The organism is Paraburkholderia bannensis (assembly GCF_014200455.1).
GTDB classification, from domain to species: domain Bacteria; phylum Pseudomonadota; class Gammaproteobacteria; order Burkholderiales; family Burkholderiaceae; genus Paraburkholderia; species Paraburkholderia bannensis_A.
Genome location: NZ_JACHBW010000023.1, coordinates 52588 through 71664, shown reverse-complemented (window position 1 = coordinate 71664; position 19077 = coordinate 52588). Strand labels below are relative to the sequence as shown.

General features: G+C 61.7%; 15 protein-coding genes. 3 read left to right on the top strand and 12 right to left on the bottom strand.

All coding sequences use genetic code 11. The features are described from left to right. Window positions 1-11 precede the first annotated feature (11 nt). Window positions 12-686, bottom strand: coding sequence for a histidine phosphatase family protein (locus tag F4827_RS29695; protein WP_183730993.1), 675 nt, complete (start codon window positions 684-686; stop codon window positions 12-14). A gap of 82 nt (window positions 687-768) precedes the next feature. Further along, a complete protein-coding gene (locus F4827_RS29690) occupies window positions 769-1689 on the bottom strand; it encodes a LysR family transcriptional regulator (protein ID WP_183730990.1) in 921 nt (306 codons plus the stop codon). Between the two features lie 487 nt (window positions 1690-2176). Between F4827_RS29690 and F4827_RS29685 the strand changes: the two genes are divergently transcribed. Then, on the top strand, window positions 2177-3076 hold the full coding sequence (locus F4827_RS29685; protein WP_183730988.1) for an NAD(P)-dependent oxidoreductase: 900 nt from the start codon (window positions 2177-2179) through the stop codon (window positions 3074-3076). 36 nt (window positions 3077-3112) lie between these two features. After that, window positions 3113-3376: a hypothetical protein gene (locus tag F4827_RS29680; RefSeq protein WP_183730985.1), complete on the top strand. Its 264-nt coding sequence runs from the start codon at window positions 3113-3115 to the stop codon at window positions 3374-3376. A 210-nt stretch (window positions 3377-3586) separates the two neighbouring features. Here F4827_RS29680 and F4827_RS29675 read toward each other — a convergent pair whose 3' ends face one another. The 10 genes from F4827_RS29675 to F4827_RS29630 all read right to left on the bottom strand — a co-directional run bounded on the left by F4827_RS29675 (window position 3587) and on the right by F4827_RS29630 (window position 17827). After that, window positions 3587-4744, bottom strand: coding sequence for an aldose epimerase family protein (locus tag F4827_RS29675; protein ID WP_183731083.1), 1158 nt, complete (start codon window positions 4742-4744; stop codon window positions 3587-3589). A gap of 179 nt (window positions 4745-4923) precedes the next feature. Continuing rightward, entirely contained in the window at window positions 4924-6651 is a 1728-nt protein-coding gene (locus F4827_RS29670; protein ID WP_183730982.1) for a DUF2235 domain-containing protein, read from the bottom strand. A gap of 26 nt (window positions 6652-6677) precedes the next feature. Then, complete coding sequence (locus tag F4827_RS29665; RefSeq protein WP_183730979.1) at window positions 6678-7367, bottom strand: DUF3304 domain-containing protein; 690 nt, start codon at window positions 7365-7367, stop codon at window positions 6678-6680. A gap of 41 nt (window positions 7368-7408) precedes the next feature. Then, complete coding sequence (locus F4827_RS29660; RefSeq protein ID WP_183730976.1) at window positions 7409-8320, bottom strand: DUF4123 domain-containing protein; 912 nt, start codon at window positions 8318-8320, stop codon at window positions 7409-7411. Window positions 8321-8333: 13 nt separating this feature from the next. After that, on the bottom strand, window positions 8334-10841 hold the full coding sequence (locus F4827_RS29655) for a type VI secretion system Vgr family protein (RefSeq protein ID WP_183730972.1): 2508 nt from the start codon (window positions 10839-10841) through the stop codon (window positions 8334-8336). A gap of 424 nt (window positions 10842-11265) precedes the next feature. Next, a complete protein-coding gene (gene argG / locus F4827_RS29650; RefSeq protein ID WP_183730969.1) occupies window positions 11266-12600 on the bottom strand; it encodes an argininosuccinate synthase in 1335 nt (444 codons plus the stop codon). Window positions 12601-13078: 478 nt separating this feature from the next. Next, window positions 13079-14674, bottom strand: coding sequence for a cytosine permease (locus tag F4827_RS29645; protein ID WP_183730966.1), 1596 nt, complete (start codon window positions 14672-14674; stop codon window positions 13079-13081). A gap of 244 nt (window positions 14675-14918) precedes the next feature. Beyond that, window positions 14919-15848 (bottom strand): LysR family transcriptional regulator, encoded by a 930-nt coding sequence (locus F4827_RS29640; protein WP_183730963.1) that lies wholly within the window; start codon window positions 15846-15848, stop codon window positions 14919-14921. A gap of 59 nt (window positions 15849-15907) precedes the next feature. After that, window positions 15908-17347, bottom strand: coding sequence for an FAD-binding oxidoreductase (locus F4827_RS29635; RefSeq protein ID WP_260175483.1), 1440 nt, complete (start codon window positions 17345-17347; stop codon window positions 15908-15910). A gap of 132 nt (window positions 17348-17479) precedes the next feature. Continuing rightward, window positions 17480-17827 carry a cupin domain-containing protein gene (locus tag F4827_RS29630; protein ID WP_183730957.1) on the bottom strand — a complete coding sequence of 116 codons (348 nt, stop codon included), beginning with the start codon at window positions 17825-17827 and terminating at the stop codon, window positions 17480-17482. A gap of 291 nt (window positions 17828-18118) precedes the next feature. Here F4827_RS29630 and F4827_RS29625 point away from each other — a divergent pair, with 291 nt between their 5' ends. Next, entirely contained in the window at window positions 18119-18958 is an 840-nt protein-coding gene (locus F4827_RS29625; RefSeq protein WP_183730954.1) for a helix-turn-helix transcriptional regulator, read from the top strand. Window positions 18959-19077 lie beyond the last annotated feature (119 nt).

The window sequence follows — 19077 nt, the reverse complement described above, 5'->3', positions numbered from 1 at the left end:
GAAAGTGCAAATCAACCATAAGTGACGAGCTTGCGGCGCTCGGTGCGTTCGAGGTGCGGTAGCGCGTTGAAGCCAACCAGCGACATGCCGCCTTCATTGAAGACGTATTGGCTCACGCTGCTGTTGCGAATCTGCATATTGAGCGCGATGGCAGCGTAGGCCGGCGCCTCCAGAATCTGCTGCGTGAATACGGCAATCGCACCGCCCGAGCTGACCGCCAGCACGCGCCTGCCGCCCATGCGCTGGATCGCTTGCCGTGCTCGCGCCACGCGCGCCTGAAACTGCTGCCATGTTTCGGGCAGCGCGCCCGCCAAGCGGTCTTCCGACCACAGCAGCAACGCGTGTTTGAGGGCTTTATAGAAGTGCTTGACATTGCCGTCAGCGGGCGCGGGCAGCATCAGGCCGCTCGCTTCGAGCGCGGCAAGCAAGGCGTGAAAATCGTATTCGTTGAGATCAGGGTCCTGCAAGATCTCGACTTTCGGCGCGCGCATGCCTTCGAGCAATGCTTCGGCGGTCTGCTCGTGGCGACGCATCGTGCCGGTCACGATGCGGTCGAACTGCATGTCCGCCTGCGCGAAATATTCGCCGAGCCACGTCGACTGGATGCGCCCCGAGGGCGACAACGCGTCGTAATTCTGGGCGCCCAGCGACGCCTGCCCGTGCCGTACCAGATAGAGATCCGCCATGCCGTCCTCGCGTGAAGATGGCTGAAACGATAACGGGAGCTACGGCATTCAGGAAATTTATTCTATTTATATTCCGCCATAACTAGCGGTGATGGTCGAACGGTTGCAGGTTCTTCTTGCGCATCAGGCGGGCGATCTGTTCGCGCAGCCAGCGGTGCGCGGGATCGCCTGCCACGCTGCGATGCCAGTAGCCATGCGACTCAAGGCCCGGCAGGTCGAACGGCAGTTTGAGGATGCGCGCGTCATAGCGTTGCAGCAGCGCGAGCGGCGCGGTCAGTGCGAGGTCGGTGCGCATGGCGATTAGCGGCGCAACCAGATAGTGCTGCACGCGCGTGAGGATGTTGCGACGAAGCCCGAGCCTCGTGAGTTCGGAATCGACGAGACCTGGCCCCTGGCGGCGGCTGGAGATGTGGATATGGCCCAGGCTCAGATAATCGTCGAGCGTGAGTTTCTTCTTCGCGAACGGATGATCCTGGCGCACGAGGCACGCATAGTGATCGCTGCCCAGCGGTGCCTGCTCCAGTTGAGGATCGTCGATCAGCGGCGCGTCGATCGCCAGTTGCACCTCGCCGCTTGCCAGCGCCTCGGGCACTTCGCGGCGCGTCGTGAAATAGCTCTCGATGCGGATACCGGGCGCGAGGCGCTGTAACACCTCTTCGAGCGCGGGCAGCAACATCGCTTCGGTCAAATCGTTCATGCTCAGGCGGAACGTGCGCTGCGAAGTCGCCGGATCGAAGCGCTCGCCCGCATGCATACTCGAATCGAGCAATTGCAGCGCTTCGCGCACCCGGCCAATGATGTTCTCCGAAACGGGCGTAGGCACCATGCCCGCTGGCGTGCTCACGAACAGCGGATCATCAAAGGTCTTGCGCATGCGCGCCAGCGCATTGCTGACTGCAGGCTGCGTGATGAATAGCAACTCCGCCGCACGCGTGAGATTGCGCGTGCGATAAACAGCTTCGAAAACGATGAAGAGATTCAGGTCGATCCTGGAGAGTGGCATGCGGGGTTCTTCCGGCGCTGGGCGAGTGAGCAGGCATTGAGCGCGACTATACCGCGCGCCGGTTCGCCGCATTTGACGTCCATTTATACCCGGATGAAAATACGCAGCGTTTCCAGGTTCGTCGAACACAGCCTGACGTCCGCGCGCCGCATCGGCGGCACGGCATTTCCCTTTTGACGAGCGACGCCATCGCGCCTCGCTGCGCGAGGAACGCCGGTATGCGCATGATCCCGGCGCGCTCGGCAGGCAGCTTGCGGCGCAGAGGCCCCCGACACGGTCCCGGGCGCCGATTTCATGCCGATCGACGGCATGGGTCACGATCGGCCCGAAGCGCTGAACGACACCTTGATCGACGCGATCGACCGCAACGCGCGCCGGACACGGTCGCGCTAACCTTTTCGCGCGCACGGTATCCTATGCGCCGTCCGGTCGCGCCGATACGCGCGCCGCTCTACGAGGATCTCCCAGGACTCCCAGGAGCCACGCGATGCAAATGGAAACCGGATTTATCGGACTGGGCGTGATGGGCACGCCGATGGCGCTCAATCTCGCGCGCGCGGGCACGCCGCTCGCGGTCTGGAGCCGCTCGAAGGACCATTACGACGCCCTGCGCGAAGCCGGCGCACGCACCGCCGAGCACGCCGATGCCGTATTCGCGACCTGCAGCACGGTGATCCTCATGCTGGCCAACGATCAGGCCATCGACACAGTGCTGGGCCGTGGCACGCCCGCGTTCGGCGCGCGCGTGCGCGGCCACGTGATAGTCAACATGGGCACGAATTCGGCGGAATATTCACGCACGCTTGGTGGCGCCATCGAAGCCGCAGGCGGGCGATATGTCGAAGCGCCGGTGTCCGGTTCGCGCAAACCCGCGGAGGCGGGCCAGCTCGTCGTGATGCTCGCGGGTGCGAGCGACGACGTGCAGGCGGTGCGCACGCTGGTGCGGCCGCTGTGCCGCGAGAGCTTTGTTTGCGGCACAGTCCCCGCCGCGCTGACGATGAAACTCGCCGTCAACCTGTATCTCATCACGATGGTGACGGGCCTGAGCGAGGCGACGCATTTTGCGCAGCGACACGGTATCGATCTCGCCATGTTCGCGAACGTGCTCAATGCGGGTCCGATGGCCAGCGACGTTTCGCGCGTCAAGATCGACAAGCTCGCCGCGCAGAACTTCTCCGTGCAGGCGGCCATCACCGATGTGCTGAAAAACGCGCGCCTCGTGGCCGAAGCCGCGCGCAGCGCGAATATCGCCTCGCCGCTCCTCGATATCTGTCACGCGCTCTACGGCGAAACCGAAGCGCTCGGTCTCGGCCAGCAGGACATGGTAGCGGTCGTGCGCGCGATCGAACAACGCACGGCGGCCGTTAAACTTCGCACGCGAAGCTGACGTGTGCATTTATTCAACAACGCGCCGCGAAGCGCTATGAGTCTGTGCGAAAGGAAAAGCCGCGACAATCGCGGCCTTTCGCTGGCGCACTTTCAGGAGGTTCGCGTGGAGCGCCCGCAATCACTGCTGCACGGCAGTGGGTTCGATATCGAAGCGATTGCTACCAAAACCGGTTATGTCGATGGCGCGACCTTGCGCACGTTGTCGCGCCAGCGGCTGGGGTGCGGGATTTGCGGGCGGATCTGCCTCAAGACTTCAGCGATCCTGCCGATGGAATTGGTGAACAAGGCGTTGTCGTGATTGAGAACGCCAATCGCGACAATCGCGCCGCTCGCTTCTCCGCCGTACCAGATCACCGATCACCAATGCCACTAAAAGCCGCGAACGCATTGGCTGCCGAGCAGTGCACCTAGCGCGAATACTTCGTCATCCATAATATTCAGGCTCTTTTCCTTGTATTCGCGCACGAACTCTGCAATTGCAAGAAGGCGAAACCAGGTCACTTCGACGTTATCGCGCGCCCAGTTTCCAGATCGTCGTCTCATGCAGCGTCTCACCCGCTTTCAACACGGTCGTCGGAAACGCGGGATGATTCGGCGAATCGGGAAAGTGCTGGGCTTCCAGCGCGAACGCATCGGTTTGCCGGTAGCTCACGCCCGAACGTCCCACCGCGCCTCCATTCAGGCTATTCGACGTATAAAACTGCAGGCCAGGCTGCGTCGTATACACGTCGAGCACGCGCCCCGAAGCCGGATCGTACGCCCGCGCCGCGAAACCCGGCTGCGCGCGATTGCCGTTGTCGAGCACCCAATTCTGATCGTAGCCGCGCGCGATCCGCATCTGCTCGAACGACGATCGCAACTGCGAGCCAATCGGCGTGAGTTCGCGCAGATCCAGCGGTGTGCCCTGCACAGGACTGATTTCGCCCGTCGGGATCGAGGTCGAATCGGTCGGCGTGTAGCGTTGCGCGGCGATCTGGATCATCTGATGCTCGACGCTGCCCGATCCTTCTCCGGCGAGGTTGAAATAGCTATGGTTGGTGAGATTGACGACGGTGTTCTGGTCCGTTTGCGCGCGATAGTCGATGCGCACGGTATCGTCGTCACCGAGCGTATAAGTCACGTCCACCGTCAAGGTTCCGGGAAATCCGTTCTCGCCATCGGGGCTGACGTAGCGCAGCGTCACGCTCGCATGTTGGCCGTTGCTGCCTCTCTGCGTCACTTCCCACAGTTTCGTATCGAAGCTGTGGGGGCCGCCGTGCAGCGTATTCGGCCCATCGTTGAAGGGCAGCGTCCATTCGCGTCCATCAAGTCTGAAACGTCCCTTCGCGATTCGATTCGCGTAGCGACCAATCGTGGCGCCGAAATGAATATCGCCGTTGTAAGTCTCGTAATCGGCGAGCGAGCCGAAGCCGAGCACGATATCGGCAGGCTGGCCGTGACGGTCGGGCGCGTCGAGTTCGGTGACAATTGCGCCGTAGTTGATGACTTTGAGCGTCACACCATGAGCGTTGCTCAAGGTGTATTGCGTGACGGCCTGGCCGCTTTTCGTCGTGCCGTAGGGCGCCTGGGTCAGCGCGACGCTGGAAGACGCGGCTGCGCTCCCGGCAGCAAACGCCGCGCCGCACGAGGCGCAGGATAGCAGCGCAGCGGCGAATGCACGGCGCATGGCAGCGCAAGAATGTTCCATCGATGTTCTCCGGGGTTAGCCCGGCGATGGAGCAAGTGGCACGCCTGGTTTGTCGAATGCGAAAGCGCTGTTTATGCGTGGAGAGTGAAGCGGGAAAGTGCGTCGGCACCAGAACAGGAAAAGCGTCCGAAAAGCGCGTCCTGATTCTGCCGCTGCACTTATGCCGCTGATGTGGCATCGGATAGAGCAGCCTGTCCCGTCGTCGCCTGCTGGTTACTCGCCAGTTGCGCATCCGCCGTTGCGCCCGTTTGCGATGAAGTGGCGGGATCGCGCATCGCGGTTTGCGTTGCGGCCTCCGCGGCCTTGTCGCCCGCATAGGTCCAGTACAAGAATTTCTTGCCGCGTTTGCCCATGAAGTATCGGCGGCCTATCGTCCAGCGGCTTCCCTCCGCAATGCTCACGTAGCTGTCCGCCATCTGGTTTTTAAAGCCGGCGATCGAGTCGTGCACATAGACGTCGAAGAAACGGTCGAACTTCTGACGAAGCACTGGATCGAGAGCGCCAAGCCAGTTGCCTGTGACGCGCGTAGCCGCGTCGATTGCCTTCCACTGGTCGGAGATGGACGACGTCAGGAAACCTCCAGCCATGCGACGGATATTGTCAGAGTCGTCGTTCCACTCTCGATCAGTGATCGCCATGTAATGATCGACGCCTCCTGGCGGCTTCAGGCGCCCGTCGTGCAAACGCCGGCTTCGGCTTGCGCGCCATTGGTAATAGCGGTTCATGTGCCAGATGATGTTGATTTCCAGGCGGTTGCTGCCCGGCGCCGGACCGCCAGCCTGCTGGTTGCCCTGCGCCATGTAGACGTTCCAGAGGTCTTCGAGTTCGGGAGAAATCGCAAACAGAGGGCCTGCGTCCTTCATCACTTCCGCTGGCGGCTTGAATGGCACCCCAGCCTTCCACGCTTCGATATACAGGTTGTTCAGGGCCACATTGGCCAGTTCGTTGGTGCGCCCTTCCTGGGTATTGCGCGTATAGCCTCCGCCGACATCGGAATGCATACCCGGGTAGAAAATTTCCACGCAATTCGACGGCAGCGTCTTATCCTCGCGCACCGAATCGCTCGGGAATTTTTCCCGGCACTCGTGCGATGCAACGAAATGTACGCATTGACGCACATGAGCCGGAATTCGCAGGTCGTTGGCCCAGGCTGCATGACCGCCTTCATCGGCAAAGTAGTAAAGACAACCGCCCAGGAGCGGGCCCAGTCTGTATTCCACTTGTCTCTCAAGATTGCTGCCGCCAAAGCCGGTCGATGAAACGGTATCGAGAATCCCCATGAAATAGACGACCACTTCCGGGCGAGCACCATTCATGTTCGGCTGCCGCCACCAGAGGCGGTTGTTCTGGTCGCTCTCAGCCAGTCGTTCATTCAGCATCCGCACGAAGGCCCGCGCTTCAGTCGCGCCGCGCGAGAAGCCGAATACGGCGAGGTTGATCTGGCTGACGGCCGGCATGTGGGCGCTCACGTGCTTGTTCAGTTCATTGAGCATCCAGCGAATCCGCAATTCGCCTTTGCTCGCCGCAGCCATACCAAGCGCGCCATCCAGCCATTCGCCGGAGTCGCCGACCTTGGCGCACGGCGTGCCCACGCCCTCAATATAGCGGCTCGCAGTACGCGAGGCGGACGAATCTCCTACGTGCGCGAACTGCGCAAGCTTGGCAATATTGCTGTACTTGACCAGGTTGACGTCCTTCGAACCGTTGCCGTCCGCACCGTAGTTGTTGCCAGTGCCGTCAAAGAATGCCGTGAACCAGACCGGCTTCGGGCATACCTTGCATTTTTCGACATTTGCCGAATCGAGCGCCTCGCGATTGTCATGGCGAGTGCCGTGTTCTGCGGGCGTTAGGTCGGTGATGCGTCGGATGATGGGCGCGTTGCTCATTGTTGTACTCCGTTTCGGGCGTCCACTCAGTTCCACTGAACAGGCTTCTTGCGGCCATAGTACGGATTCGGTATTTCCTTCAGGCAGGGCCGACCAGTCAGTTTGGGTAGCGCGTTGCGTTTGGTAATGTCAGCCTTCACCGGATCACGTTCAGTAACGAGATTCATGTCGCCTTCAACACGCCCGTCAGGAAAGAAGTGGAGCAGCAGACCGCCACTCTTGTCCTTGATAGGTGGCTGCGTAACGGTGATTTCTCCTTCGCACCATGCCATCCCTGGCTCAGTTTCCCGGTGCGTGTAAGGATCATAGTTCTTGCCTGACGCATACATCAGTTTCTCGTCGACAACACGTTGCCACCAGACCTTCATTTTCATTGGCGTCTTCCAGCGAAAATCCCACGCAAGACTGGGCCGCCTGCCGGGGCCGCCCTCCCATTGCGTGTAGGACTGAGGTGTGGCACTCGCACCGTCCGCACTCGCCGCATCGTCGAGACTTTTAGCATCCGGCGGCAGGAGAAAAACGTCGTAAATATCGTAGTCGGTGTAGTTGTACGAACCCGCGGTAATGATGTCGATATTCGGATCGTCCCACTTACTATCGGAACTCGTTCCGAAACTCAGCTTCCCGCCGTCGGTCGAGCCGCGGCTGCATGCAGAAGTCACGAGTGCCAGCAGTGTCAGTAATGTGAAGCAGGTAAATCGCGTCGTCAGTTTCATGGAATAGTGTGGCGTCCCTTTCAGGATCCTGGATTCGTTTTTTAGTTTGCGACTTCTGCCTGCATACGCGCCCATTCGCCGGACGGCACGAGCGCGAGGGCCTGCGAGAAAGTCTGGCCGTCGTCGAGCGCCGCGATTGCCGGTTGCATGGCCGGATGCTCGTCGAAATGCGGCCCGTAACGCAACGCCAGTTCGCACCAGGTGATCAACGATGCCGGGCTCTCCGCACCATGAGCACGGCACCGGTCGAGCTGGTCACGCACGAAGTCATATTGTTTTGCCAAAGGCACTCGCTCCATCAGCGTCCCAAACTCACTGCGCAGGCGCTCGATCATCGTGTACGGGTAACAGGCGGCGAGCAGATCGTCCTCTTGTTGCTGCGACAGGTGCAGAGGGAACTGCGCAATCACATCGATCTCACCAGGCTTGTGAGCCGTTTCGATACGCGCCGAACGAAGATTCTGATGCGCATCCAGATAAATCCAGTCATGCACACCGCGTGCGAGCCACGCGCGATGCTCCATCGGCAGCATGTCGAGCCAGAAGGGCAGCACACGCGGATCGAAGAAACGCATCAGCATCGTGCTGTCCATCTGCTCAAGCTGCACATCGAGCATCGGCCTGAGATGCGTGGCCAGTTCATTAAGCGAGAGCCGCGAAACGATCACACTGGAAGCCGGCCAGACGATGCCCGTTTCAACGGCCGCGCCGGTATCGTCAGACTCGCTGGCCGACGGCAACTCGTAGAGCAGAGGACCCACTGCCTGCGCATCCAGATCGGCATTTGCCAGCAGCGGCAGCGCGAGAAAAAACGGCCAGCGCTCCTGTTGCGCGGCGCTTTGGGTCTGCAGCAAAGCACCATCGACGAGCACGTAGGCGTGCAGGCCAGTGGTGCCCGCAAGCGCGGTTTCAATGATCCGGCGCGCCGGATCGGCTTGAGTTTCAGACGTCATGCATCATTCCCCGTCAGGCCTTGGCAGCGAAAGGCGATGCCATTGACGCGGCATTGACCATACACGGCGCGCAGGCCGAACCCGGTAGCGCCTGCGCGGGAACCGGCAGGCTATCCGGGCCGATGAAGCTGTGCGACGCGGCGTGCGTCGTGAATGCACCGTTGGTGCCGTGCGTGATGCCTTCGCTATTCCAGCGCGTATAGCTCGTGCCACCATTGATCAGGACTTCTTCTTTTGCGGTCAAGGTGATACGGTTGGCGTCGACCTTCACGTCGAGCTTTGCCAGCACGTTGATGCTGTTCTTGAGCGCTTCGATGTCGATGTCCGCCGCGGCCGCCACCAGCTTGATGCCCTTCTCGAATGCGGCCACGCGCACCGCGTCATGCGCGCTGACCAGCATGCTTTGCCCAGCGGCAATACTCGTGTGCTCTCCACTCGTCAGCGCGATATGCCGATCGCTGGCAACGTGCGTCGAACCCGCGGTGGTGGTTTCGATCCCCGCCGGACTGGCCAGCGTCAGATGGGGTTGCGCGAACTCGGGAAATTCGCCTTGCTGAGGATTGCCGCCGCTGCCGCGCAACGATTCGTTCTGCGTTTTCAGCGCATCGCGCACGGCATCCTGATCACCGCTCTCCTGTGCCTTGACTTCGTGCGCCGAGCCCGACAGCGTCCCATGCAGATCCTGCGCTTTATCCAGGCGCGTGAGTGTCTCGCCCATATCGGTAGCATGCGCGCGAGCTTCGGGACGCGCCTCGCTGGTAATCAGCAGGCCCTTCGCGGCGCGCACGGCGCCGTGTGCGTCGGTACGCAGTTCGAAGCCGCGTGCGCGCTGATCGGTACGCCCCTGCGTATCGTCGATACGCACGTTGTGGCCAAGCGTCAGTTCGCTGGCATCGGTGTCGCTGCGCAACTTCAGCTGCAACTGTTGCGCCGTGTCGTCGAGCAGGATGTGATTCGATCGCCCACCGGCCTGGTTGCCTGAGTCGCCAGACAGTTCGCGGCTGCGCAGGCCGGTCAGCACATGCTGGTCCGGGAGCGACCACGGCGGCATGCGGTTGCCGTTGTAAGTGGTGGCCGTGACGAGCGGACGATCGGGATTGCCGTCGAGGAACATCAGGACTGCTTCGCTACCCACGCGCGGATGCGCCACCATGCCCTTTTCGCCGCCGGCCCAGCCGGAGGCCACGCGAATGCGCGCGCTTTGTTGCAACGCGCGATCCCAGTGGAATATCACCCGCACGCGGCCGTATTCGTCGACATCGACACTGCCCGCATCGCTGGTACCGGCAATCGTCGCGGTTTGTGGCGCCTGAATGTATAGCGGCGTGCTGTTCAGGCCGCGTCCCGGTCGCCACGGCGTAGCGCGGCGCAGGGCTTCGAAGCGATTGCGGTATTCGGGTTTGCGGCCATCTGCCTGCAAATAATTATTTGCCGCTTCGTGGCGGGCCTCAACAATCAGAAACTGGCTGTCCTGCGCGCGCGCCGAGGTACTGCTGAAATGGTCGGCCAGTTCGAACCAGCGACCCGGCAGTATGCCGTGGTGATTGCCCTCGGCCTCGAAGCGTTGCGAGGCCGCCTCGATCTCCTCCATTCGCAGCCGCGCGACGGCATCGCCCGAGTGATCGTCCTTGCTGAACCCGTAATGCCCGACGTATTCGTGATGGTCGCCAGCGGGCGCGACGCCCGGGGTGTGAAGTGTCGGGATCTGCACATGCGTCGCGCAAGCCGACTTGAAATCGAACGCCGTGGCGCTATAGCTGCCGGCCGACAGAGCCCGCTTGCCAGACCAGCTCGAAATGGCGTCCTCTTCCGCAGGTCCGCCATGAGACTGGAAGCGGATCTGCGTCGAAACGCCGTCCACTGGATCGCACTGCACCGTACTGTCATCGCCAATGACGAGCCGCATACCCTGCTCGCCGTGCTCCCACCAATACAGATAGCCAACCGCCTCAAGGTGGCGAACGAGATAATTCCAGTCGCTCTCCCCAAGGCCACCGCCTTGCACGTTCATGGTTCGCGACGGGTCAGCGCCACGCACGCGCCACTCCCACGCGGGCGCGAGAGTCGGATAATCGGCCAGCACTGTGCTGATCTGTTGCTGCAACGACTGTCCCAGAAACAAGCGATTATTAATGCGCGTCTTGAGAAACTCGCTCCACGGCCGCAGCACTGCGCGATATTGCGCAATCGAACCATCGCTTCCCACCAACGAGAATTCGGTGCAATAGCCGCAGAAATAGCGCATACCGCCATCGGGTCGCACCAGCGAGACCGCCAGCAACTTGCCGAGCATGTCATCGAGCGTGACACCCGCTTCATTTCCAAGCAGCGTCAGCTCGAAACGGAAGTCGATCCCGAGCCCTTCGTGAGCGACGAGTCGTTCGACAACTAACGTGAATGCGCGACGCCGGCCATAGGAATCGACAGCCGAGGGTGGATCGTTGTGAGGAAAACTCAACGCGAGCAGGCGCTTGTCCTGCATGAAAAACGTACCCTGCGCGAACGCGGACAGATCGGTCATGGCTGCATTAAGAGTGTTCGAGCGAGACGGCTGCACACCGCTGCTCCTTCTTATTAATGCGAGGAAGAATATCTGATGAAACCGATCAGGGCAACGCCGGCGAGATTTTTAGAGTAAGAATTAAATCGAGTATTGGCGATAACAGCCGGGACATACCCATTAAAAAGTAAATAATACCGGGCTTTTAGATGGGGGCGTCGAACCGGAAAATATGACCATTTTTTGTGCAATCATCTTGAAACCACTAAGCAAACATGCAATTTGCATGAACAATTGGCAATTTAAAGCGATGACAACGCCAGCTCAATAATCGATATTCTAGTGCGCCATTCAACAAACCAAAGTACGCCAAAAAAACAAAAAGCCCGCTCCGGCAAAAACCGAAGCGGGCTCTTCAAACTAAAAGCAGCTAAAGACCGAAACCTTATTCCTTATCCGTCTTCAGCAGCGGCAGCGCCGAATTATCGCCGCCCTTCAGCAGACCGACCTGCGAGTACACGCGCAGCTTGTCGCGCGTATCCGTGATGTCCAGGTTACGCATCGTCAGCTGACCGATACGGTCGCGCGGCGAGAACGTCGATGCCACCTTCTCCATCGACAGACGTTCCGGCTGGTACGTCAGGTTCGGCGACTTCGTGCTCAGCAGCGAGTAGTCGTTGCCGCGGCGCAGTTCGATCGTCACTTCGCCCGTGATCGCGCGCGCGACCCAGCGTTGCGCCGATTCGCGCAGCATGATGGCCTGCGGGTCGAACCAGCGGCCTTGATACAGCAGACGGCCCAGACGGCGGCCGTTTTCACGGTATTGCTCGATGGTGTCTTCGTTATGGATGCCGGTCACGAGACGCTCGTAAGCGATGTACAGCAGCGCCAGACCCGGAGCTTCGTAGATGCCGCGGCTCTTCGCTTCGATGATGCGGTTTTCGATCTGGTCGCTCATGCCCAGACCGTGACGACCGCCAATGCGGTTCGCTTCGAGCAGCAGTTCCACGGCGTTCGGGAAGGTCTTGCCGTTGAGCGCGACCGGCTGGCCTTCTTCGAAGCGGATCGTCACTTCTTCGCGATCGACCTTGACGTCGTCGCGCCAGAACGCCACGCCCATGATCGGGTTGACGATCTTGATGCCCGATTCCAGGCTCTCCAGATCCTTGGCTTCGTGGGTCGCACCCAGCAGGTTCGAGTCCGTCGAGTAGGCCTTTTCAGCCGACATCTTGTACGCGAAGCCTTGCTGGTTCATGAACTCCGACATTTCGGCACGGCCGCCGAGTTCGTCGATGAAGGTCTGGTCGAGCCACGGCTTGTAGATCTTCAGATCCGGATTGACGAGCAGGCCATAGCGATAGAAACGCTCGATGTCGTTGCCCTTGTAGGTCGAACCATCGCCCCAGATGTTCACGCCGTCGTCCTTCATCGCGGCGACGAGCATCGTGCCGGTCACGGCGCGGCCCAGCGGCGTGGTGTTGAAGTACGTGACGCCGGCGGTCGAGACGTGGAACGCGCCGCTTTGCAGCGCAGCGATGCCTTCGGCGACGAGCTGCGCGCGGCAGTCGATCAGGCGCGCGCCTTCTGCGCCGTATTCGGTCGCGCGGCGCGGGATCGCATCGTAATCTTCTTCGTCGGGCTGGCCGAGGTTGGCGGTGTAAGCGTAGGGCACGGCGCCCTTCTTGCGCATCCAGACCAGCGCGGCGCTGGTGTCAAGGCCGCCGGAAAACGCGATGCCGACTTTCTGGCCGGTCGGAAGAGATTCGAGAATCGTGCTCATGGTTGTTCATCCAGTCTATGCATTGACCCGCCGCCGCTAGTGCCGCAACGGGTTTGAAAGTGGTGGCGCGGTTGAATCCGGTCGCGCAAGCCCTACAGTTTAGCCGATCGCGCCCTGCCCTCCGGCGCTGCGACCGCGTCTCGCGCCACGTCCGGCGGTTCCGGCAGCCGCATCGATGCGTCCCCGTCCGGTCTTTCGCGTCCTGGCGGACGGCAAAAAAGGCCGGGATCAGCACAGCGATCCTGCACGGGACGGGAGATTTTAAGGCCTTTCAGGCTTTTCCCGAACCGTTTCAATGGTTTTTCGGGTAAATCGGGCGGTTCGGAGCGCTTTTCCGAGCGCAAGACGCGGCTTGCCGCTCGTACGGAGAAAGGGCGCAATCGCCAGAAAAGCGCCGGAAAGCGTTGGCAAAGCAAAAACGGCCGACGCTACGCGCGTCGGCCGTTCATTTCTTCGCCTGCAAAGCCGCTTATCGGGGTTATTCAGCGTACTCGCGCACGCCTTGCACCGAGCGCATGCCTGCCGTTTCCTGCTCGTCACGCTTGCGGGCCGGTTTCGCCGCAGCCCGGGCCGTCACCGGCGCAGGCGTCGCCGCAGCCGCCGCCTGGCCGCCGCGCACGAAGCGTCGCCCTTGCGGACCGTACACGCCGTCCGGTTCCGGAGCCAGCCACAGCAGCGCCAGGTACAGCGCGCCGCCTACGATGAACGACACCGGCACGCTCAGATCGCAGCCGCCCGCGAGGTTGCCCAGCGGCCCGACGAACTGGCCCGGCAAGTTCACGAAGGACAGGCCGAGAAACGCAGCGGGCAGCCATGCGCCCATCGCGCGCAGGTTCCAGCCATGCGTGAACCAGTAGTGGCCACCGCGGCCGCCGCGATTGAAGACCTGGAGATCATCGGCGAGATAGAAGCCACGGCGCTGCATATAGCCGATCACCATGATCGCCATCCACGGGCAGCTGAACGTGCAGATCAACGTCGAGAACGTCGACACGCTCTCCACGAGATTGAACGCGAAGCGGCCGATAAAGATGAAGGCAATCGCCAGCGTACCGATCAGCAGCGTGGCGCCCACGCGGTTGAGGTACCTGGGGAACATGCTCGACATATCGAGGCCCGTGCCATACAGCGCAGTCGTGCCCGTCGACATCCCGCCGATGATCGCGATCAGGCACATCGGCAGCAGGAACCAGCGCGGCGATACCGCCAGCAATCCGCCCACATAGTCGTTCGAGGCGATGAAGCCCGGTGCGTGCGTGGCGATGATGGTCGCCGTCGCGAGACCGAAGAAGAACGGCACGAAGGTGGCGATCTGCGCGGCGTACACCGCCCCCATGACGCGATAGCGCGGCGTGGTCCGCGGAATGTAGCGCGCCCAGTCGCCCAGCGTCGATGCGAAGGACACCGGGTTGCTCAGCGCCACCAGCGTCGCGCCGATAAACGCGGCCCAGAAACCCGCACTACCGTGGTGCAAGGTGCCGGCGTAATGAATATCGAAGGCGCCCTTGAACGCAAACGCGCCGACCACGAACATCAGGCTCGCAGCCCACACGGCGATCTTGTTCACCCACAGCATGAAACGGAAGCCATAGATGCACACGACCAGCACCAGCACGGCGAATACCATGTATGCCGAGCCCAGCGTCCAACCGTTTTGCGGCATGCCGATCATGTTGTGCGCGCCGCCCACCAGCGCGTCGCCCGAGCTCCACACCGCGAGCGAGAAGAAGGCGATGGAAGTCAGCAGCGCGAGGAACGAACCGACGATCCGGCCATGAATGCCGAAGTGCGCGCCCGACGAAACCGGGTCGCTCGTGCCGTTGCGCGGCCCGAACGAGCTCATCGGCGCAAGGATGAAGGTGCCGGCGAGCACGCCGATCACGATCGACCACAGACTCGCCTCGAACGACAGGCCGACCAGCACCGGGAACGCGCCCAGCACGGAAGTCGAAAAGGTATTGCAGCCGCCGAACAGCAGCCGGAAAAGATCGATGGGCCGCGCATAACGCGACTTGTCGGGGATGCGTTCGAAACCGAAGGTTTCGATCTGGGTGATGCTGGTGTTGTCTGCCATGGTGTCTCACTCCTTGGGGCTTGGGCGTGGCCTGCGTTTGTACTGCGCCTTGCCGTTATCCCGTCACGCGGTCGGAGCCGCGCACTGTTCTCAACTCTGGCGGTCACTCTAAAGCACTCGAATGCGCGCCATATTGCGTATTTCAAACGTTCACTTCATGCGCGGCCAATGTTTGTTTGCTTTGTTTTTTTCGTTGCGCGCGCATCTACATCGGTTATTTTTATCTGATGTTCTTTTATGTCTCTCAGGCGCAGGCACGCTCTTCTTCCACGCCTTGCGCGCCATATACGTTGAGCAGGTCTTCGCAGAAGGCGCGCACGATCGGCTTATCGCCCGCACCGCGTTTGGTGGCCAGATGCAGCGGCACGTCGAAGCCAAAAGCCGTGCGTCCCAGCACGCGAATCAATCCGCGTTGTTCGAACGGCTGTGCGTGATGTTCGGGTAAATAGCCGATATGGCTGCCGGACAGAATCAGCACGGTGGCCGCGTCGATGCTGTCCGCGATCGCCGTGACCTGGCGCTCGCCGATACTCGCCAGTTCCTCTGGCACGGGATAGCTGCGCCAGATCCAGTCATGCGCGCGCAGATCGTCCAGCGTCACGTGCGGCCCTTCGTGAAAGAGCGGATGACCGCGTCCGCAGCAGATCACCTGGCGCTCGCTGAACAGCTCCGTGTACGACAGTCCCGCCACGCGATGCCAGAAATAGCCGATGGCCAGATCGAGCTGCTGGTTCACGAGGCTTTCCTCCAGTTCCTGCGGCGGCGCCACGCGCATGGCGAAACGCACCGCCTGGTCGCGCTTGCGAAACGCGCCGATCGCTTCTGCCAGGCGCGCGTTTTCCACATGCGAAGCCTGTCCGATCAGGCCTATCGAAAGCGTGCCCACGAGTTTGCGGTCGATATCGCGCACCTGAGCGACGAACTGCGAAGTCGCGGCCACCAGCGCGCGCGCCGAGCTGACAAAGCGCTCGCCCTTCGAGGTGAGGCGAAAGCCACCGCGCCCGCGCTCGCAAAGCGTAAAGCCAACACGCGCTTCCAGTGCGGAAAGCTGTGAGCTGATGGTCGACTGGCGCACGCCGAGCGTCGCTTCGGCGGCGGTGATGCCGCGCGCGTCCACCACGGCGAGGAAGACCCGCACGAGGCGCAGGTCGAGATCGGAGGTATTGGAGAACATGCCGCTTCTTCTGACTGCGGCGGCGTCTGGCCGATGCGAGACGCCGCCCTGCGCTTACATCACATCGGGAAACCGAGGGCCTTGATGCCCTTGATCCACGCCCGCTTCCAGCCGCCTTCGGCGTCCGCCCCGTCGAAGGCGTGGAAGGTCACCTTGGCCGCGAGCCAGCGCACCGGTTCGGGCGGAATATAGGTCGGGCTGAGTTTGGCGATATCGAGTTCGCGTTCGGGGCTGTCGCGATCGAACAGCAGATTCAGGCCCATGAACGCGCCGAAGCGGCTTGCCGCCACGCCAAAGCCCGTATAGCCCGCGACGAACACGGCCTTGTCGCCGAGATAGCGTTTCGCGAACACCGAGCCGCGCGAGCAGTAATCGATCGGGCCGCCCCACGCATGCGAGAAACGCACGTCCGCCAGTTGCGGAAAGGTGTTGTAGAAAGCCTGCGCGAGACGGTAATAGGTTTCGCGCTTTTCATCCTGCGGCGGATTCGGATCGCCGTCGAAGTGATAGCTCACCAGACCGCCGAAGATGATGTTGTTGTTTTTCGTCAGGCGGAAATAATTGAGCTGCGTGCGGGTGTCATAAATGCCCTGGCGGTTCTTCCAGCCAATACGCGCAAGTTGCTCTTCAGTGAGCGGCTCGGTGGCGAGCACGTGATCGCGCACCTGCAAAACACGACGATTGATATCGGCGATACCCACTTTCGCGGTGCCGCTGCCGAACAGCACGCGCGGCGCACGCACGCTGCCTTCGGGCGTCTTGACGAACACCGTCGCGCCTTCGTCCTTGACTTCGATCAGCGGGCTGTATTCGTAGAGCCGCACGCCCAGCGAAAGCGCCGCGCGCTTGAGGCCCCAGGCGAGCTTCGCCGGATGCACGATGCCGCTGCGGTTACGCGACCAGAGCGCGCCCGCGAACAGCGGCGAATCCAGTTGCTCGCGCGTGGCCTGCGCATCGAGCAGTTGCACGTTGTGTCCGTATGCGGTGTGCAGCTCGTAGTCGGCCTGCAGATGCTCGACGTGATCCGGGTCCACCGCCACCGTCATCTCGCCGTTCCATTCGATATCGGCGTCGATGTTGTAGCGCTTGAGCGTCTCTTCGAAACCATCCAGATTGCGATGGCCGAACTCTTCCAGTTGCGCGATATCGTTCGGGAACACGCGCACGGCGTTGGGCAGACCATGCATCACCGAGGTGGAAATGATGCCGCCCGCGCGGCCCGATGCGCCATGCGCCACACGGCCTGCTTCGATCACCACGACGTCCAGATCGGGCATCTGTTCCTTGGCTTGCACGGCGGCCCACAGGCCCGTGAAGCCGCCGCCCACGATCAGCAGATCGGCGCGGGTGTCTTGCGTGAGTTTCGGCTCGGCGGGCGGTTGCGCCGGATTGTCGAGCCAGTAGGGAGAAAGCCTGGTGCCCGAAAGCGCTTCTTCCACGCCCAAGGCAGCAGGATTACGCGTTGATTCGCGTTTGGCGGCCGGTGCGGAGGCACCCATGCCGGCTTCGTAGAGTTGCGCGCTATCGCTCATGATGGCTTCACTGCATAAAGCGGAGGGACGACGCCGCGCCTGTCGCCCGATGCGGGCAGCGCGGCTTGCGACGGGAAATCGCGATGGTTGCTTTTACGCTTACTGTTGCGGTTCGAGCAGGACATAGAACTTTTTGGCGTCGGCGATGGTTTCCCACTTGCCGGCGAAGCCCTTCGGCAGCAGATAACCCTGACCAGCCGAGAATTCCCTGCGCGCGCCGTTCACGTCGGTCAGCGCGACCTTGCCTTCGACGAGCCAGCAGGCTTCGTCCGCGCCCGTTTCCGGAAACTCGACCGAGCCGACCTTGCCTTCCCAAAAGCCGATCACGTAGTTGCCGTTCGTGCCTTCGGCGGCGCGCCAGTCGCCTTCGTCCATGCCGTATTCCAGCTTGGTGAATTCGCCCAGACCTGCGCCCAGTTCCTTGATGTCCTGAATCAGCTTGCTCATGGTTATTCCTGTGTCAGATGTCGTTATCGACGTGTTCATTGAATCGGTGCGGCAATGTTGCCGGGTCGTGCTGCCCCGGTATGCCCCCCCTCGGGGGGGGCAAGATGCGTTTTGCGTGCGTTTTGCGTGCGCTTTTAATGACCCTGCGGACTCGATCTGACGCTTTTTGGCGCCTGCATTGGCGATGCCAACGCGCAACGCCCCAAAACGCAGAAAACCCCTGAAAACCCCGTCTAACGGGGCATGCCGCCGTTCGGCTATAATCGACTGGCCTTCATTCAGGGGCGCGCCATGCTGATTCCCGTACCCCCTCAAGAACAATCGAATTTCCCGCTGTCGTTCAAAACGCTCGGCAATGTCATCGAAGCCGTCGGCACGCCGGACTTCGTGCCGCGCCTCACGCTGCTGCTCAACGAAGTGGTGCCGCTGAACGTCGTCCATATCGAGCGCTCCCGCGCGGACAGCAACATGCCAAACGGCTTTCGCTGTGAGTGGGTGGGCAGCGGCGGCGTGGGCATGGATTCGGGCACGATTTCCGACGTGATGACGCTCTACTACGACCGCTTCTACGAAAGCGATCCGCTGTTTGCGGGCATACGCGGCAAGATCGGCACGATGCTGGTGGTGCGCGACATCGGCGCGATACCGCCCGGCGAATTCCGCCAGCGCCTGTTCGACGAAGCGCTGATCGCCCATGAGTGCGTGCTCGCGCGCGGCACGCGGCATGCCCAGCACTCCATCGCACTCGAACGCGCGCTGCACGCGCCGCCGTTTTCGCTCGCGGAAATGAACCGCTTTCGTCATGTGAGCGACTTCCTGTTTCCGCTGCTCGAACTGCACGCCTCCACCAGCGCCGCCCGCCGCGTGGCGCACCCCACCTCGTACCTGCACCCGCTCGCGCAATTCGATGCGCGCATTGCGACAGATGGCGTGAAGCTGTCCAAACGGGAATACGAGATCTGCGCGCATCTCATCACGGGCAAAACCGTGCCCGAAGCCGCCGAGATCCTGGGCGTGCGCACCGCCACGGCGGAGTCGTACGTCAAACGCGCGTTCGCGAAGCTCGGCGTGCGCACCAAGCGCGAACTGATCGGCTGGGGCCATGCATCGCCCCGCCTGGCAGCGTTGTAAACACGCCTCTTGCATCGATTGCCGTCGATGTGAACATCTCAACTTCGTAATTCGCGCAGCGCCCGCCTCGCCTACCATCGGCCGATCGCTTCACCTGCATCACTCGATAGCACCCAACG

What these genes read in the sequence shown, in the direction of transcription:
- F4827_RS29695 (WP_183730993.1), bottom strand. Translation starts at nt 686, where the DNA reads ATGGCGGATCTCTATCTGGTACGGCACGGGCAGGCGTCGCTGGGCGCC.
- F4827_RS29690 (WP_183730990.1), bottom strand. Translation starts at nt 1,689, where the DNA reads ATGCCACTCTCCAGGATCGACCTGAATCTCTTCATCGTTTTCGAAGCT.
- F4827_RS29685 (WP_183730988.1), top strand. Translation starts at nt 2,177, where the DNA reads ATGCAAATGGAAACCGGATTTATCGGACTGGGCGTGATGGGCACGCCG.
- F4827_RS29680 (WP_183730985.1), top strand. Translation starts at nt 3,113, where the DNA reads ATGAGTCTGTGCGAAAGGAAAAGCCGCGACAATCGCGGCCTTTCGCTG.
- F4827_RS29675 (WP_183731083.1), bottom strand. Translation starts at nt 4,744, where the DNA reads ATGCGCCGTGCATTCGCCGCTGCGCTGCTATCCTGCGCCTCGTGCGGC.
- F4827_RS29670 (WP_183730982.1), bottom strand. Translation starts at nt 6,651, where the DNA reads ATGAGCAACGCGCCCATCATCCGACGCATCACCGACCTAACGCCCGCA.
- F4827_RS29665 (WP_183730979.1), bottom strand. Translation starts at nt 7,367, where the DNA reads ATGAAACTGACGACGCGATTTACCTGCTTCACATTACTGACACTGCTG.
- F4827_RS29660 (WP_183730976.1), bottom strand. Translation starts at nt 8,320, where the DNA reads ATGACGTCTGAAACTCAAGCCGATCCGGCGCGCCGGATCATTGAAACC.
- F4827_RS29655 (WP_183730972.1), bottom strand. Translation starts at nt 10,841, where the DNA reads ATGACCGATCTGTCCGCGTTCGCGCAGGGTACGTTTTTCATGCAGGAC.
- argG (WP_183730969.1), bottom strand. Translation starts at nt 12,600, where the DNA reads ATGAGCACGATTCTCGAATCTCTTCCGACCGGCCAGAAAGTCGGCATC.
- F4827_RS29645 (WP_183730966.1), bottom strand. Translation starts at nt 14,674, where the DNA reads ATGGCAGACAACACCAGCATCACCCAGATCGAAACCTTCGGTTTCGAA.
- F4827_RS29640 (WP_183730963.1), bottom strand. Translation starts at nt 15,848, where the DNA reads ATGTTCTCCAATACCTCCGATCTCGACCTGCGCCTCGTGCGGGTCTTC.
- F4827_RS29635 (WP_260175483.1), bottom strand. Translation starts at nt 17,347, where the DNA reads ATGGGTGCCTCCGCACCGGCCGCCAAACGCGAATCAACGCGTAATCCT.
- F4827_RS29630 (WP_183730957.1), bottom strand. Translation starts at nt 17,827, where the DNA reads ATGAGCAAGCTGATTCAGGACATCAAGGAACTGGGCGCAGGTCTGGGC.
- F4827_RS29625 (WP_183730954.1), top strand. Translation starts at nt 18,119, where the DNA reads ATGCTGATTCCCGTACCCCCTCAAGAACAATCGAATTTCCCGCTGTCG.